Origin of the sequence: Catellatospora sp. NPDC049609 (assembly GCF_040675365.1) — a bacterium.
Classification (GTDB): Bacteria; Actinomycetota; Actinomycetes; order Mycobacteriales; family Micromonosporaceae; genus Catellatospora.
Genome location: NZ_JBFAOU010000176.1, coordinates 1 through 16426, shown reverse-complemented (window position 1 = coordinate 16426; position 16426 = coordinate 1). Strand labels below are relative to the sequence as shown.

Below are 16426 nucleotides of genomic sequence, written 5' to 3'. Positions count from 1 at the left end.
ACCGGAGAGGTCCAGCGCAACAGGATCGCGGTGACCACGGACGGCACCCGGCCGTTCCTGGCGGCGGCGCGCACGTGCGTATTCGTAAGCAGAGCAAAGCGGCCGCAGACACACGAAGGAGGTCGACGATGGACCCGACGACCCGGCGCAGATTCCTGATCGCCAGCGGCGTCGCCGGCGGCGCGGCACTGGCCGCGGGCGCCGCCACACTGAGCCTGACCGACCTGCTCGACACCGCGGGCGAGCGGCCCGAGGGTGCCAAGACCCTGGTCGTGATCACGCTGTACGGCGGCAACGACGGCCTCAACACCGTGATCCCCTACGCCGACCGCGCCTACCACGACGCCCGGCCGGAGCTGGCCTACGAGGCGGGCGAGGTGCTCCGCCTCGACGACGGCACCGGCCTGAACCCGGGCCTGAAAGGGCTGCACGAGCTGTTCGGGACCAAGCGCCTGGCGATCGTGCGCGGCGTGGGCTACCCCAAGCCCGACCGCAGCCACTTCCGCTCCATGGACATCTGGCAGACCGCCTCGCCCGAACGCCCCGGCAACACCGGCTGGATCGGCCGCTGGCTCGACGGCGCGGGCGCCGACCCGCGGCTGGCCGTGTCGTTCGAGAAGGTGCTGCCGCCGCTGCTGGCCGGGCAGGACTGCGCGGGCGCGGTGATCGGCGCCGCCGACGCGAAGCTGCCCAAGGCGGTGACCCCGGACGTGCTGGCCGGGTTCGCCGCGCCCGCCGCCGGCGAGCCGCCGCTGCAGGCGCGCGCCGCGGCGTGCTTCGGCGACCTGGCCCGCGTACGGGAGATGGCGCAGCAGGTCAAGGACGCCGCCGACGAGGAGGACGGCGCCGACGGCGGCGACGACACCCCCGCCGCGACCGGCACCGGCGGGCTGGCCGGGTTGCAGGCGCAGCTCGACCTGGTCGCGCAGTGCATCGAGGCGGGCGTGGCCACCCGGGTCTTCTCCGTCTCGCTCGGCGGCTTCGACACCCACGCCGACGAGCGCAACCTGCAGGAGACCCTGCTGTCCTACCTGGACCGGGGCCTGACCGCCTTCCACAAGCGGATCACCGCGCACCCGGCGGGCAAGGACGTGGTGGTGCTGGTGTACTCCGAGTTCGGCCGGCGGGTGCGGGCCAACGCCTCCGACGGCACCGACCACGGCACCGCGTCCAACGTGTTCCTGCTCGGCGAGTCGGTGCCCGGCGGCCTCTACGGCGAGCAGCCCAGCCTCACCGACCTCGACGACGGCGACCTCAAGTTCACCGTCGACTTCCGCGACGTGTACGCCACCGTCCTGGACCGGGTGCTGCAGGACGACCCGGGTCGCGCCCTCGGCGGCTGGAAGGGCGCCCTTCCCTGGTGGTGACCGGGACTCAGGGGCAGGGTGTGCCGCCGGCGGGGTCGACCACGACCGTGCCGGGGTCCACCCGCGTCAGGCCGGGCACGTGGCCGTCCAGCTCGCCGGGCTCGAACCGGCACAGCCGCACGCTCCACCACAGCGTGTCCCGGGCGTCGCCCTCCAGCTTGTACGAGCCGTCCGGCAGCAGCACGGCGTAGTCCTCGTCGCGCAGCCCCAGCAGCGCCGCGTGCTCGCGACCGGTGGCGACGTCCCAGATGCGGGCGGTCCGGTCGGCGGAGACGGTGGCCAGCAGCCTGCCGTCCGGGGAGAAGGCCACCCCGGTGACGAAGCCCGCGTGGCCGGTCAGCTCGGACACCAGCCGGCCGGTGCGGGCGTTCCAGATCCGGGCGGTGCGGTCGCGCGACGCGGTGGCGACCAGCCGGCCGTCGCGGCAGAACGCCACCGCGGTCACCGGCCCGGTGTGGCCCTCCAGCGCGTGGCGCAGCACGCCGGTGCCCGCGTTCCAGATCCGGGCGGTGCTGTCGTACGAGGCGCCGGCCAGCTGCCTGCCGTCGGCGGAGAACGCGACGGCGGTGATGAAGCCGGAGTGGCCCGACATGGTGGCCGTCGCCTGGCCCGTGTCGACGTTCCACACCCGCACGGTGCGGTCGTCCGCGGCGGTGGCCACCCGGCGGACGCCCGCGGCGAACGCGATCGCCGTGACGGCGCCGTCGTGGCCCAGCAGCAGCGGCCCGGTCTCGGCGTCGAGCGTCCAGACCCGGGCCGTGTCGTCGTCGGAGGCGGTGGCCAGCATCGTGCCGTCCGGGGAGATGGCCGCCGCGCTCACCACGCCGGAGTGGGCGCGCAGCTCCCGCTTCGGGACCACGGGGCTGCCGCCGTTGACGTCCCAGACCTGCACCGTGTGGTCGTACAGGCCGATCGCGATGCGGTCGCCGGCCGGCGACAGCGCCACCGCCGCGGCGCGTGCCGCATGCTCGGCGAACGTGCCCCGCAACCGCCCGGTCGTCACGTCCCAGGCGCGGGCCGGGCCGTCGGCCGACACGGTCAGCAGGGTGCGGCCGTCCGGGGAGAACGCGACCCCGCTCAGCGACTCGGCGGTGCCCGAGATCACCGACCGCAGCTGGTCGGCGGGCACGTCCCAGATCCGGACGGTCTGGTCGGCGGAGGCGCTGATGAGCAGCGCCCCGTCGCGGGTCTGGGCCAGCGAGCGCACCGCGCCGGTGTGCGCGGCCAGGGTCGACTGGCGGCGGCCGGACGCGGCGTCCCAGATCTGCACCGTCGCGTCGTAGGACGCCGTGGCGACGCGACGGCCGGCCGGGTGGAACGCGACGGCGCTCACCGCGTCGGTATGCCCCACGAGCACGAGCTTCTGCGTGCCGGTGCCCACCTCCCAGATCCGGGCCGTGCGGTCCTGTGACGCGGTCGCCACCCGGTTGCCGCCGGGCGCGAAGGCGACGGCCGTCACCAGGCCGGAGTGCCCCTTGAGCACCTGCTGGGTACGCCCGTTGGCGACCTTCCAGATGCGCGCCGTGCGGTCGTGGGACGCGGTGGCCAGCAGCCGGCCGTCGGGCGAGAACGCGATCCCGCTGATCGGGCGCCCGTGACCGGTCAGCGTCGCCCGGATCGACCCGGTCTCGGTGTCCCACAGGTAGACGAGGCGATCGTGCGAGCCGGTGGCCAGCAGGCGCCCGTCCGGGGAGAACGCCACCGCGGTCACGATGCCGTCGTGGCCGGTCAGCACGGTGGGCGCGGCGTCGCCGAACACGTCCCACACGCGGGCGGTGCGGTCGTCGGAGACGCTGGCGACGCGGCGGCCGTCCGGTGCGAAGGCGACCCCCGCGACGAAGCCCGCGTGGCCGGTGAAGGTGCGCAGCGTACGGCCCGACGCCCGGTCGACCAGCTCCACCACGTTCGTCCGGGCCACGGCGAGGAAGCGGCCGTCCGGCGAGACCGCGACGGCAGCCGCGGCGCCGCCGGGCGCGATCTGCACGACGGCGGGGTCCCGGCCGGGTATCGCCGCATCCTGGAGGTGCTCCTGCGCCTGCGCGTCCAGGCCGACGTCGCCGACGACCGCCGCCAGCTCCCAGCGGCTGCCGGTCAGCCGGGCGCCGCGCAGGCTGCCGCCGACCAGGCGCACCCCCGACAGGTCGGCGCCGTCCAGGTCGGCGCCGGTGAAATCCACCTGCAGCAGTCTCATCCCGCGCAGGTTCGCCTCGCGCAGGTCCGCGCCCCGCAGATCGCGGCCGGTCAGGTCCTGGCTGCGCAGGTCCACCCCCACCAGGCTCTGCTCGGTCTGCGGGTTGCCCAGCAGACCGGCGGTGCGCAGGTGCACCTTCAGCGCGTTCTGCTTGGCCGCCTCGGGCGCCTCCGGGTCGCGCAGGCTCTTGCGGGCCCAGGCCGAGGCCGCCGCCGGGCCGGCCAGGTCCACGAAGAAGTCGACCATGAGATCGGACGCCTGGTTGTCCAGCAGGCCGGCCGGCGGCCGGGAGTGCCGCAGCGCCTCGGCCGCCATGTCCGCGACCAGCCACTCCATCACCGACTGGTGCACGAAGCTGAACTCCCCGTCGTCGGTGCGCACCAGCAGGCTGCTGGTGCCGATGACGTGCGCCGCGTGCGAGGTCCTGATCCGCAGGTCGGTCAGGGCGGTCAGCATCTCGGCGACCTCGGTCAGCTCCTCCACGCCGACCCCGGTCCGGCCGGACGACCACAGGCGCTCGGCGAGCAGGTCGCACGCGTCCCGGCGCTGCTGGTCGAAGCGGCGCAGCCGGGCGTCCTGCTCGCGGTCCAGCTCGCCCTTCAGCCAGGACCCGATCAGCTCCCGGTACAGCTCCGCGGCGCTGAGCCTGCCCTCGCGCCGCTGCACCTCCCGCAGCCGCCGCTCGTCCAGCTCGACGATGAAGGCGAGCATGCGCGGGTTCTGCGCCAGGTCGAGCAGGTCCTTGACCTCGTCGAGCAGCTGGAAGCGGGCCTGCGCCGCGGCGACGTCGCCGCCGTGCAGGTGCACCAGGTACGCCATGATCTGCTGCGCGCTGAACGCCTCCAGCGAGACGATGCGGCTGCCGGGCAGGTTGGCGACCCTGGCCCCGATGGCGGTGCGGACCTGCTCGGTCGACGCGAAGTGCTGGGTCCGGCTGGTCAGCACCAGCTTGGCGTCCTCGGTCACCGACTCCAGCAGCCGCTGCAGGTACTCGGCCGCGTTGTCGTAGCCGACCCGCTGCTCCAGCTCGTCGAACCCGTCGAAGAGCAGCGCGAGCCGCCCGCTGGCCACCATGTAGTGGATACGGGCGGCGCTGATCTCCTCGACGTTGTTCTCGATGAGGAACTGGGCGAGCAGCTCGTCCACGGTGTGGTGCTTGTTGAGGTTGCGCAGCTCGACCAGGATCGGCTGCAGGTCCGGCAGCTCGGCGGGCAGGGTGCGGGCGAGCTGGCGCAGCAGCGAGGTCTTCCCGCGGCCGAAGTCGCCCAGCACGATGATCAGGCGGGCGCTCTTGGCGCCGAGCCACTTGGTGATCTCCCCGGCGAGGTCCTCCCGGAGATCCTGACCGCGGGAGTTCAGCAGGCGGTAGCGCTGCGGAATGTAGAGGGTGGACGGGTGGACGGGGTCGCCGGCCAGCCGGGCGGTCTGCCGCTGCACCAGGTCGCGCAGGTCGATCAGCCCCTGCAGGTTGATGAAGCTGCGCACCAGCACGCCGCGCCGGCGGGCGGCGTCGACCAGCTCGGGCGGTGCGGGCGGCCCGGTGTAGACCAGCTCCGACGGGATCATCGGCCCGTTGAACTCGAACTGCACGTGCACGTCGTCGATGAAGTGGTCGATGGCGGCCTGGTCCACCGCGCCGTCGATCACGCCGACCGGCCACACGTGCACGGCGCCCGTGGTCGGCACCGGGTTCGCGACCCGCAGGTAGCCGGCCTCCGGGCGCTCCTCGATCTGCGCGTGCTGGTGACGGGCCCGAAGCGCCCGGACGACCTGGGCGAACAGGCCGCCGTCCGGGGCGGCCCGCGGGACGGGCACGCGCGGGTCCGCGCCGCGCGGCCCGGACGGCGGCTCCCCCTCGACGTTGCCGTTGTCGGGCTCCGCGCCGGTGAAGGTGACCTGGCAGCCGGTCAGCTCGTACGGCACGTGCGCCCAGGTCTCGAAGCCGGTGGCGCTGACCCGCGGGTCGCCGACCCAGCGGCGCTGGCCGAGCAGGTACTGCCGGGCGTAGCGGGTCACCCCGCCGGGTTTGAGGGCGAGCAGCTGGTACTGGTTGGGCACCTCGGCCGGACGGTCCGCGGGCGCGACGGCGGCGCCGCCGGTGGCCAGCGTCAGCAGCCCGGAGGTGAGCAGGTGCGGCAGCCCGCTGTGCGGGTGCCCGTGCAGCAGCAGGTTGAGCAGGTGGGAGCTGCCGAGCACCCGGTCCAGCAGGTCGGCGTCGCGCAGGTTCTCCTCGTCGTCGGCGCAGCCCTGCGCGACGTTGTGGTGCACCGCGCCCAGCCGCAGCCAGCCCAGCTCCCGGTACGCCCGCAGCCGCTCGGCGAACCACCTGACCTGCCGTTCGGTGAGCCAGCCGTAGTGGTCGCCGGGCCGGTGGCTCTCGGCCATGGTCGAGTTCAGCCCGGCCACGACCAGGCGCAGCTCCGGCATCTCGAAGAGGGTCCACTGCTCCTCGGGCGCGAACGAGACGGCGGGTTCGGCCGCGTAGAACTCCTGGAACGCCGTCATGAAGTCGCGCCACTTGGGCGTGTACGGCTCCCGCGCCTCCCGCTCCGCGCTGGCCTGCTCGGCGAAGTACGCCTCGCAGGCCAGGCGGTTGACGTCGTGGTTGCCGGGCACGATCGCGACGTGGCGCCGCGGCACGCCGGTGGCCTCGGCGAGCGCCCCGAGGAACTCCATGCCGCGGGCCAGCTCGCTGGGCAGGCCGGACTCGGTGAGGTCGCCCGTGACGACGATGAGGTCGGGGGCGACGCCGCGGTCGGCGCGCAGGCTGTCGAGGTCGGCGCGCAGGTGGGCGAACAGGCCGTCCTCGTGCGCCCGGGTGGCGCCGCCGTTGCCGCCGAACAGGCTGTTGCGGCCGATCCGCAGGTCCGACACGTGCAGGACGGTGAGCTGCTCGCCGCTGCGCGGTGCCGCGCCCGGTGGCCGCTCGCGCGGCGCCGGGGCGGTGACCGGCCCGAAGAAGCGGGGCCAGGCCTTGCGGATCCGGTCGACGTTGATCGCGTACCCGTCGCGGTGGCCGTCGAGGCCGGGCGCCGCGGCCACCAGCAGCCCGGCGACCAGTCCGGTGCTCTCGTCGCACAGCGGCGTGCCGGAGTAGCCGGGCTGGACCCGCAGCGCGGAGTCGTGCTGGGAGTCGAGCTGGATGCGCTGGCCGCCCACCATGCCGCGCACCACGGCCGACACCCAGGCGCCGGCCGGGCGGGGCGGCTCGCCGGGGTAGCCGAACAGCCGGACCGGCCGGCCGGGCGGCGGGTGGTCGGCGGCCAGCCGTCCGGGGAGCGCGCCGATCGCCGTCGGGTCGGCCTGCAGGACCAGGCAGGCGAGGTCCTCGCCGTCCGTGCCGCGCGGGGCCGGCGGCAGCCACACGTCGATCTCGGCTTCGAGCCGCATGGAGCGCGCGCCGGCCCGGCGCAGCAGCGGGAACTCGACGAACACCCGCGCGGTCGGCCGGTCCTGCGCGTTGGCCGCGCGGTCGAGGGCCGTGTTCACCACGTGCGCGCAGGTGACGAGCTGGCGGGGTCCGAGCAGAACCCCGCAGCCCACGGCACGGCCGGACCGGTCGAGGACCGCGACGATGAAGTCGTCCGGCCGGGGGCGCGGCGTCATCGGTCAGGCCGGGCGATCGCCGCCGGCCGCGGCCGCCGTGTTCGTTCCGGGCCAGGTCAGGTGCACGGTGAAGTGCACCTCGCTCTTGCCGGAGGCCACCACCAGCCCGGTCTCGACGCCCAGCAGGATGCCGAACTCGACGGTGATCTCCGACGGCCCCGGCGCGATGAGGTGCTCCCGCAGCGCCGCCAGCGCGGGCTGCAGCTTGGCGAGGCTCTCCTCGAGCGACTCGGCTGCCCGGACCACCGCGCCGGGACCGACCGAGGCCAGTTCGGGCTCGCGTGCCAGCACGGCCTTCGCCGGTTGGACGAGCATCCGTCCGCCGTCACCGATAGGGATCTCCATCAGGAATGCCACAAGCCGCTCCACCCGTCCGGACATGCGTCGTCGCTGGTAGTTGAAGTGACAGCGTCCGGCGAGTCTATAAGAGACCGTCGTCCGGTGTCGATACGTCACTGACGGACAGGCCGCCGCCCACCGTGGCCGCGCGCTCGATCTCGACGCCGTCGGCGCCGGGCGAGATGCGCACCGAGATCAGCTGCGCGTGCCCCGGGTGGCGGGCGGCGGCCGCCTGCCACACCGCCTGCCGGGGCCGCGCCGGCCGTTCCTCCCCCGGCTCCTCCTCGGGGCCGTGCAGCACCACCGAGAACGAGTCCTGCAGCATCCGCCGCACCCGCGCCTCGTCGCGCAGCCGGTGCGGCGGGTGGGCGACCAGGCCGATGCGCAGCCAGTTGTCGGCGCCGTACTCGCTCAGCTCCTCGGCGAACCAGCGCGTCTGGTGCACGCCGAGCCAGCCGTAGTGGTCGGACTCACGATGGCTGTCGGCGACCGTCGAGTTGAGGCCCGCCACCACGATCCGCAGCTCGGGCACGGGGAACAGGGTCCACGGGTGCCCGGCGGCGAACCGCGCGCTCTCGACGCCGGCGTAGATCTCGGCGAAGAACTTGCGGTAGTGCCGCCATTTCGGCCAGAACGGCGGCTCGGGCTCGACCTGGTCGGCTTCGCAGTTGGCGAAGTACGCCAGCGACGCCGCCCAGGTGACGTCGTGCGGGCCCGGGACCACGGCCAGCCGGTGCGCGGGCAGGCCGAGCCCGTCGCGCAGCCCCGCCACGAAGGCGAGCGCCTCGTCGAACTCGCGGATGCCGCCGGTGTCGGTGAGGTCGCCCGACAGCGCCACGACGTCGGGCGCCGCCGCGGCGCCCATCTCCCGCAGCGCGCGCACCAGTTCCTCGGCGTCGCGCGCGCCCGCGCCGGTGCCGACGTGCGCCTTCTCGTAGCGCAGCCCGGCCACGTGCAGCACGGTGCACCGGCGCGACTCCAGGTCGGCCGGCGGGAACGGCGCCCGGGCGGCGCTCAGCCCGCGCGGGTGCGGCCGCCGCGCGCCCGCGGGCTCCCGCCCGGCGTCGGGTGCGGCGCCCGCGTAGCCCGGCGCGGTGCGGTGCGGCGGGAACGCCGGTGCCACGGCGGGCTTGGCGCGGCCGCGCACCGCGTGGGCGATGCGGTCGAGCAGCAGCCGCCGGGCGTGCGCGCGGTCGGTCGTGGTGACCAGGTCGAGGAAGGTGATCGTGGACAGCAGCCCGACCAGGCCGCACTCCTCCACGCGTACCGTGATCAGGCGCTGTTCCGGCTCGTCGGGCGACGAGCGCAGCGCGGCCTGCCACTCCATCCGGCCGTACCGGGAGCGCAGGTAGTTCTCCGAGAGCACCGCGATCACGGCGCCCGCCTGGCTGACGCCGCGGTCCATGAACTCGATGAAGTTGGAGCCGGCGACGAAGTCCCAGGCCTGCAGCATGACCCGGTAGCCCGCGTGCTCCAGTTCCCAGGCGATCCATACCGCCCACGCCTCGTCCATCGGGGAGTAGCTGATGAAGAAGTCGAGCGACGGTCCTGATCGATGACGATCTACGGATCGGTCCATCCCGCAAGTGTGCCCGAGGCCCACCAGATCCGTAACATTCTCACCACTTCACGTCACCATGCCCGCGCCGAGCCGAGTTTGCTCCGGTCCCCGCCCAAGATTGCTCCGGTCCGGTCAGGTCGGCGACGCCCCGCTTGAATAGGGTATTCACGCTCGCCGGCCGTCCGCGGCGGCACATTCACCTCAGACTATCGGAGCAACTTTTGCGCCGGCTCTGGCGTTGTGCTCCTATGGATGCTCTCCTAAGTGGTCGGCTCCGCATCGACACGAGGAGGCCGCGATGGACCGTCACGTCGATGCCCGCACCGTCGGCAGCCGCATCCGCCAGTTGCGCAAGGAGCGGGGCTGGTCGGCACAGCAGCTGGCCGACGAGTGCGCGCGCCTGGGCATGGAGTCGCTCAGCCGCAGCACCATCGCCAAGATCGAGTCGTCGAGCCGCGCCCGGGTGACCCTCGAAGAGGTCACCGTCCTGGCCCGCGCGTTCCGGATCACGCCGGACGAGCTGCTCGCCGAGCAGCAGCGGCTGACCATCCTGCACCTGTCCGACCTGCAGCTGGGGCCCGGCCGGCTGTTCGGCGCGGCGCACGGGCCCTGGCGCCCGGTCCTGGACGACCTCTGCGGATGCATCGACTCCCAGCTCGGCGCCGACTTCGGCGCGAAGGTCGACCTGGTGCTGATCAGCGGGGGCCTCACCATCGGCGGCATGCCGGCCGAGTTCGACCTGGCCCGCGAGTTCCTCGAAGGGCTCACCCGCCACCTGGGCATCGGCTTCGACCGGGTCGCGGTGGTGCCCGGCAACCACGAGGTCAACCTCGCCGCCTGCCGGGCCTACTTCGCCGACTGCGACGCCGACGAGATGGAGCCGGTCGAGCCGTACTGGCCGAAGTGGCGGCACTACACCCGGCTCTTCCAGGCCTGGCCGGAGCAGGGGGCCAAGGTCCGGATCGAGGCCGAGCAGCCGTGGAGCCTGTTCGAGATCCCCGAGCTGAAGGTCGTCGTCGCGGGCCTCAACTCGACCATGAAGGACAGCCACCAGCAGACCGAGCGGTACGGCTGGATCGGCGACGCCCAGGCGGAGTGGTTCGCCGAGCAGCTCGACCGCTACCGGCACCGAGGCTGGCTGCGGCTGGGCATGGTGCACCACCACCCGCTGGGCCTGGCGGGCCGGCCCGAGGAGAACCTGCGCGACGCCGCGACGCTCGACGGCCGGCTGGGCGGCCGGCTCAACCTGCTGGTGCACGGCCACGGCGACGCGGCCCGGGAGTCCGCCTCGGGCCTGCCGGTGCTGGGCGCGGGCAGCCCCGCCGCGGCCGAGCCGCCCTCCCCCGGCAACGTCGCCCAGCTGGTGCGGCTGCACGAGGACGGGTTCCGCCGGGTCGTCTGCCAGTACGACGCCGCGGGCCGGCGGTGGACGGCCGGGACCCCGACCTGGCACCGCCGGCTGTGGGCCGACGTGCACGCCACCTTCCCCCGCGCCGCCGGGCACCCACCGGCGATCACGCCGAGCACGACCGGCTCCACCTGGCAGGACGGGCACGCGCCGAGCGTGCCGGAGGACCGCGGCTCCGAGCCCCCGCACGGCCTCGACGCGCGGCGGCTGCTGCTGGACGAGATCGCCGACGTCTGCGTCGCCCGGCACGCGGGCGCGGTGGTGCAGCGCATCGACGGGCAGCCGCCGTACCTGCGGGTCACCTACACCGACGGCGATGTGACCCGGCAGTTCCGCATCGGCGCATGCGCGGGCCGGTTCGACCAGCCCGACGTCGACGCGTTCCTGGCCCGCGTGCACGCGGCCGACCCCGGGATCGACTCGGAGCTGGTCTACCAGAGCAGCGTCTTCGAGCCGCCGGCGTCGCTGCGCGACTACGCCTGGCGCCGCGGGGTGCGGCTGCGCAGCTTCACCCAGTTCCAGGGGCTGCTCAACCTGGCCGGTTACGTGGCGGGCCAGACCGAGCAGCTGCGCAACGACCGCATCTACCCGCCCGCCGGGTACGTGCCCCAGCGCTACATCGACCTCGGCGTGCCGCCGCCGCCCGGGGCGGCCAACCGGCCGGTCCGCGAGGACCTCGTCCGGGAGATGATCAAAACCCTCGACTCCGAGGACGGGCGGTTCCTGCTGCTGCTCGGCGACTTCGGCCGCGGCAAGACGTTCGCGCTGCGGGAGCTGGCCCGCCGCATCCCGCAGGAGCTGCCGCGGCTGACCCCGATCTTCATCGAGCTGCGCACCCTGGACAAGGCGCACACGATCGACGGCCTGGTCGCCGCGCACCTGGCCAACCACGGCCACGACGACATCGACCTCAAGGCCTTCCGCTACATGCTCAGCCACGGCCGCATCGTGCTGATCTTCGACGGCTTCGACGAGCTGGTCGCGCGGGCGACGTACGTGCGCGCCGCGGAGCACCTGCAGCGGCTGCTCGGCGCGGCCGAGGGCCGGGCCAAGGTCGTGGTGGCCAGCCGCACCCAGCACTTCCAGACGCACGCGCAGGTGTTCAACGTGATCGGCGACGCGCGCGGCCTGCCGCAGCGCCGGATCCTCAGCGTGGAGGACCTCTCCCCGGACCAGATCCGCCGCCTGCTCGTCGCCCGCTACGGCGGTGACGAGCAGGCCGCCGAGCGCCGGATCAGCCTGCTCACCCAGATCGGCGACCTGATCAACCTGGCCCGCAACCCGCGCATGCTCGGCTTCATCGCCGACCTGGCCGAGGAGCAGCTGCGCTCGGTCGTCTCCGCGCGCGGCACGGTCAGCGCGGCGGCCCTGTACGGCCACATCCTCAACTCGTGGCTGCGCCACGAGGAGGCGCGCACCCAGGACATCGCCGGCGTGCCGGTGGGGCTCAGCCTCGACGACCTGTGGATCGCGGTGACCCGGCTCGCGATCCGGATGTGGGAGAGCGACGAGGCGCTCATCGGCCACGACGAGCTGGGCGACGTGGCGCGCACGCTCACCGGCCTGGCCGCCGGGCACCTGTCGGCGGAGCAGATCGCGCACGCGGTCGGCGCGGGTTCGCTGCTGTACCGCACCGACGACGGCCTGTTCGGCTTCATCCACGGCTCGGTGATGGAGTGGCTGATCGCCCGGCGCATCGCCGACCTGCTCCGCGACGACCCGGACCGCGCGCTGCACCGGCTGCTGGAGTGGAAGCCGCTGTCGCTGCTCACCATCGACTTCGTGGCGGGCCTGGCCGACCCGCGGCTGTGCCACGAATGGATCCAGCGGGTCCGCCGTGATCCGGGCGCGACCGACGCCGCCCGTTCCAACGCCAGCCGCATCAGCGCCCGCCTGAGCTCGTACCCGCAGACCGACATGCGCGGCGCCGTGCTCAGCGGCCAGGACCTGACCCTGCGCTCGTGGCACGGCATCGACCTGACGAGCGCGGACCTGGCCGGCGCGCAGCTGTCCGAAGCGGACCTGTCCGGCGCGACCCTGGCCGGCGCCAACCTGGCCGGCGCCGTGCTGGACCGGGCGGACCTGGCCGGCGCGGATCTCAGCGGGGCCGACCTGACCGGGGTCAGCCTGGTCGAGACGAAGCTGGTCGGCGCGCGCCTGGACGGCGCCCGGCTGGCCCGGGCCAGGTTCGTGCGGGCCGATCTGACCGACGCCACCGCGCTGGGCACCCGGTGGCGGCGCGCCGCGCTGGTCAACGTGATCGCGGCCCAGCAGCTGCGCGACGCGGCGCAGCAGGCGGGCGCCGCGGTGCTGCCCGGTCAGCAGGTGGAGCACGCGACGATGCCCGCGACGGTGGGCGTCCTGTTCGGATTCGAGGAGGGCCGGCTGCCCCGGCCGGTGGCGTACGACGCCGACGGCGGGCTGCTGGCCATCGGCAACGAGGACGGCACGGTGCTGGTCTGCGACGCGGAGTCCTCGCAGCCGCTGCGCACGCTCATCGGGCACGAGAAGCGCACCTACGCCGTCATGTTCAGCCCGACCGACCCGGTGCTGGCGACCGGCTCACTGGACGGCAGCGTGCGCCTCTGGGACGCCGACACCGGCGAGTGCCGCCACATCCTGCGGGGCCTGTCCGGCTGGGTGTGGCCGATGCTGTTCAGCACGGACGGATCGCTGCTGGCGGCGGGCGACGACGCGGGCACGATGCGGATCTGGGACGTCGCCACCGGCGAACCGCGGGCTACGCTGCGCGACCATCGCGCTCCCATCTGGACCGCCACCTTCCACGGCGGCAACCAGCTGCTCGCGGTCGGCGACGAGGGCGGCGGCGGGCGGGTCTGGGACCTGGCGACGGGCACCGTGCGGCACGAGCTGGACACCAATGGCGGCATCCTCTACTGGCTGCGGTTCGACCGGGCGAGCACGCTGCTGGCGGGCGGCGGCGACAACGGTGTGCTGCGGGTGTGGGATCCGAACACCGGCGAGCTGGTGCACGAGCTGGTGGGCCACACCGGGTCGATCTACGCCTTCGACTTCGACTCGACCGGCGAGGGCATCGTGAGCGCGGACACCAACGGCGCGGTGCTGAGCTGGGACCTGGGCACCCCGGCCCAGCCGCGGCGGCTGGACCGGCACGAGGGCTCGGTCTACCGGATCACGTTCAGCCCGGCCGGGCGCTACTTCGCCTCCGGCGACAGCGAGGGCGCGGTGCGGCTGTGGGAGGCCGAGCAGCGGACCATCCACTACGACCTGACCCGGCACCACGCCTCGGTGTGGCCCATGATGTTCCGCCCGGACGGCCAGCGGCTGGTGACCAGCAGCAACGACTTCACGACCAAGGTGTGGAACACGGTCAGCGGCAACCTGGTGTCCACCATCACCGGCCACAACCGCAGCGTGTGGGCGGTGACCTTCAGCAACGACGGCAGCATGCTCGCCACGACGGGAAACGACGGGCGGGTCCGGCTGTGGGATCCGCGAACGGGCCGGCTGCTGCGCGTCATCCGGCGCCCGCTCGACCGTCTGATCTCGGCGGTGTTCAGCTCGGAGACGTCGGTGCTGGCGACCGCGACCAACGACGGCCGGGTGCTGCTCTGGGACGCCGACACCGGCAAGGAGGGGCGGCACCTGGAGATCGCCACCGACGACGTCTGGGCCTCGGTGTTCAGCCCGGACGGCAACATCATCGCGGCGGCCACCGATGAGAACACCATCCAGCTGCTGTTCCGCAAGACCGGCCGGACGGTCATCACGCTGGGCGAGCACCGGGGTCGCGTACGCGCGCTGGCGTTCAGCCCGGACGGCAGGCGGCTGGCCGCCGCGGGCGACGACTCGGCGATCCGCATCTGGGACTGGGAGCGGGGCGCCACCAAGGCGGTGCTCGACCGGCACACCGGGCGGGTGTACGCGCTGGCGTTCCACCCCGACCGGGCGGAGCTCGCCTCGGCCAGCACGGACGGCTGGGTGGTGGTGTGGGACCTGGACCGGCAGGCGGTCAAACGGGTGATCGAGCCGCGCCAGGGCAGGCTGTGGTCGGTGGCGTACCACCCGGCCGGCGCGATCATGGTGACCGCCGGCGACACCGGGGTCATCGACGTGTGGAACACCCACGACGGGTCCCACCGGCAGAAGCTGACCACGCATCTGAATCGGGTGTGGTCGGTCGCCTTCTCGCCGGACGGCCGCTTGATGGCCAGTAGCAGCAGCGACGGCACGGCGGTGCTCTGGTCGGTCGAACACGGCGAGATCCGCCAGGTGGCGACCCTGATCGGCATGCGCGAGGACGAGTGGGTGGCGTTCACGCCTGACGGTAGACACAAGGGCAATCGAGGCCATTCCGGTGATTTTTGGCATATCGTCGGTATGTCCCGATTCGAGGCCGGGGAGCTGGACGACCACGTACCCCAGGTACGACAGCTCGACCTCGACGCGCCGCTGTTCTAGCGAAGATCGAATCACGATGATGACGGCGGGACGGGTCCGCTCCGCCACCAGAGGAGATGTTCAGTCCATGAACCATGAGGGCTTGGAGCGTGCCATCCGAAACCGCTCCGCGGATGAGATCCTGGGTATCCTCCTCGACGGAGGGCTGCGGGACATAGCCGGCGGGCATACCGGCTTCCGTGCCGTACGACACCCGCTGGGCTTCATCTGCCTGCCACTGAGCCGCGGCGAGCGAGCCGTCGGCGTGTGCGTGCACATCTGGTCCGCCGGGGACGTCGCGACCCGGGCCACCTCCGCCGTCCACTGCCACAGCTGGGACCTGCTCAGCTTCGTGCTCGCCGGCGCGGTCGAGAACCAGACCTACCAGGTCGCCGACGACGCGGACGGGCCGCTGCGGGTGTACGAGATCCGGTCCGTCGACGGCCAGGACGAGATCGCCGCCACCGAGCGCCGCGTGCACGTCAGCCCCGGCCCCAGCGGCGTACACCCCGGCGGCGAGTTCTACGAGCTGCCCGCCGGGCACTTCCACGCTTCGCGGATCCGCAGCTCCGAGGCGGTCACCGTGGTCGTCGGCAGGCTCGTCGACGAGGCCGGCGACCTCAGCCTGGGCGATCCGGACGTGGTGCCCGCCGCGCGCCGCCGCGACCGGTTCGACGCCGAGACCACCGTGGCCATCGTCGGCGACCTGCTGGCCCGGCTGTCCGTGGGTGCGCTGACGCCATGACCACGCTGCAGGCCGGCCGGCGGACCGGGCCGGCGGCCCCCGACACCGCGCCGCCGGCCGCGCTCGCCGCAGCGCTCACCAGGGCGAACCAGGCCGTCTACGCCGACGGCGGCAGCGTGGCCGCCTACGTCGCCGAGCCGTACCACGCGGTGCGGCGCCGCCTCGCCCGGCGCCTGCTCGACCTGCTGCTGGCGGACGCCCCGCCCGGTCCCGTGCTGGAAATCGGCGCCGGGGGCCGCACGCTGCTCGAAAACCTGCCCGACGGGCGGCTGGCCGTCAGCGCCGACCTCAGCCCGGACGTGCTCACGGCAGGCACCGGCGTGTGCCTGGACGTGGAGCGGCCACTGCCGTTCGCGACCGGGTCGCTGGCCGGCGTCGTCATGGGCGAGCTGATCGAGCACGTGGTGATGCCGCCCGCGGTGCTGCGCGAGCTGCACCGAGTGCTGAAGCCGGGCGGCGCGCTGGTGGTCACCACGCCCAACCTCGCCACCCTGCAGGACCGGCTCCGGTTCCTGGCCGGCCGTTCCCCGCGCCAGGTGGACTGCGAACACCCGTACCTGCACCTGCACATCCGGCCGTTCACCGCGTCCTCGCTGCGGCGGCTGCTGGGCAACCGCGGCTTCACGGTGACCGCGCTGCGCTCCAACTACGTGGGCTGGCAGCTGCGGTCCGGCCGGTGGCTGCAGTGGCGCTGGCCGGCGCGGCTGCTGCCGTCGCTGGGCGGCTCCCTGGTCGTCGCGGCCCGCCGCGCCGCCTGACCGCCCGGCGACCGCGGGCCCGGCCGGCC

Annotated in this window: 7 protein-coding genes; 4 read left to right on the top strand and 3 right to left on the bottom strand. The window is 73.8% G+C overall.

Annotation, left to right across the window (positions count from 1 at the left end):
* The first annotated feature begins 128 nt into the window (after positions 1-128).
* Positions 129-1367, top strand: coding sequence for a DUF1501 domain-containing protein (locus AB0J67_RS32645; RefSeq protein WP_363488123.1), 1239 nt, complete (start codon positions 129-131; stop codon positions 1365-1367).
* 7 nt (positions 1368-1374) lie between these two features.
* Here the strand turns inward: AB0J67_RS32645 and AB0J67_RS32640 are convergent, their stop codons facing one another.
* The 3 genes from AB0J67_RS32640 to AB0J67_RS32630 all read right to left on the bottom strand — a co-directional run bounded on the left by AB0J67_RS32640 (position 1375) and on the right by AB0J67_RS32630 (position 9082).
* The gene (locus AB0J67_RS32640; RefSeq protein WP_363488121.1) at positions 1375-7164 is read right to left on the bottom strand and encodes a pentapeptide repeat-containing protein; all 5790 of its coding nucleotides are present in this window, start codon (positions 7162-7164) and stop codon (positions 1375-1377) included.
* 3 nt (positions 7165-7167) lie between these two features.
* Positions 7168-7509: a CU044_2847 family protein gene (locus tag AB0J67_RS32635; RefSeq protein ID WP_363488119.1), complete on the bottom strand. Its 342-nt coding sequence runs from the start codon at positions 7507-7509 to the stop codon at positions 7168-7170.
* Between the two features lie 76 nt (positions 7510-7585).
* Entirely contained in the window at positions 7586-9082 is a 1497-nt protein-coding gene (locus AB0J67_RS32630) for a TIR domain-containing protein (RefSeq protein WP_363488117.1), read from the bottom strand.
* A gap of 280 nt (positions 9083-9362) precedes the next feature.
* On the opposite strand from AB0J67_RS32630, the gene AB0J67_RS32625 reads away from it, so the two are divergent.
* The 3 genes from AB0J67_RS32625 (at position 9363) to AB0J67_RS32615 (ending at position 16397) form a co-directional block, all read left to right on the top strand.
* A complete protein-coding gene (locus AB0J67_RS32625) occupies positions 9363-14915 on the top strand; it encodes a pentapeptide repeat-containing protein (protein WP_363488115.1) in 5553 nt (1850 codons plus the stop codon).
* An 82-nt stretch (positions 14916-14997) separates the two neighbouring features.
* Positions 14998-15639 carry a hypothetical protein gene (locus tag AB0J67_RS32620; RefSeq protein ID WP_363488113.1) on the top strand — a complete coding sequence of 214 codons (642 nt, stop codon included), beginning with the start codon at positions 14998-15000 and terminating at the stop codon, positions 15637-15639.
* A complete protein-coding gene (locus AB0J67_RS32615) occupies positions 15636-16397 on the top strand; it encodes a class I SAM-dependent methyltransferase (protein WP_363488111.1) in 762 nt (253 codons plus the stop codon). The genes AB0J67_RS32620 and AB0J67_RS32615 overlap by 4 nt, the downstream gene beginning before the upstream one ends.
* Positions 16398-16426: the final 29 nt, after the last annotated feature.

Coding starts and splice junctions, on each gene's coding strand:
- AB0J67_RS32630 (WP_363488117.1), bottom strand. CDS start 9,082: ATGGACCGATCCGTAGATCGTCATCGATCAGGACCGTCGCTCGACTTC.
- AB0J67_RS32640 (WP_363488121.1), bottom strand. CDS start 7,164: ATGACGCCGCGCCCCCGGCCGGACGACTTCATCGTCGCGGTCCTCGAC.
- AB0J67_RS32635 (WP_363488119.1), bottom strand. CDS start 7,509: ATGGAGATCCCTATCGGTGACGGCGGACGGATGCTCGTCCAACCGGCG.
- AB0J67_RS32615 (WP_363488111.1), top strand. CDS start 15,636: ATGACCACGCTGCAGGCCGGCCGGCGGACCGGGCCGGCGGCCCCCGAC.
- AB0J67_RS32645 (WP_363488123.1), top strand. CDS start 129: ATGGACCCGACGACCCGGCGCAGATTCCTGATCGCCAGCGGCGTCGCC.
- AB0J67_RS32625 (WP_363488115.1), top strand. CDS start 9,363: ATGGACCGTCACGTCGATGCCCGCACCGTCGGCAGCCGCATCCGCCAG.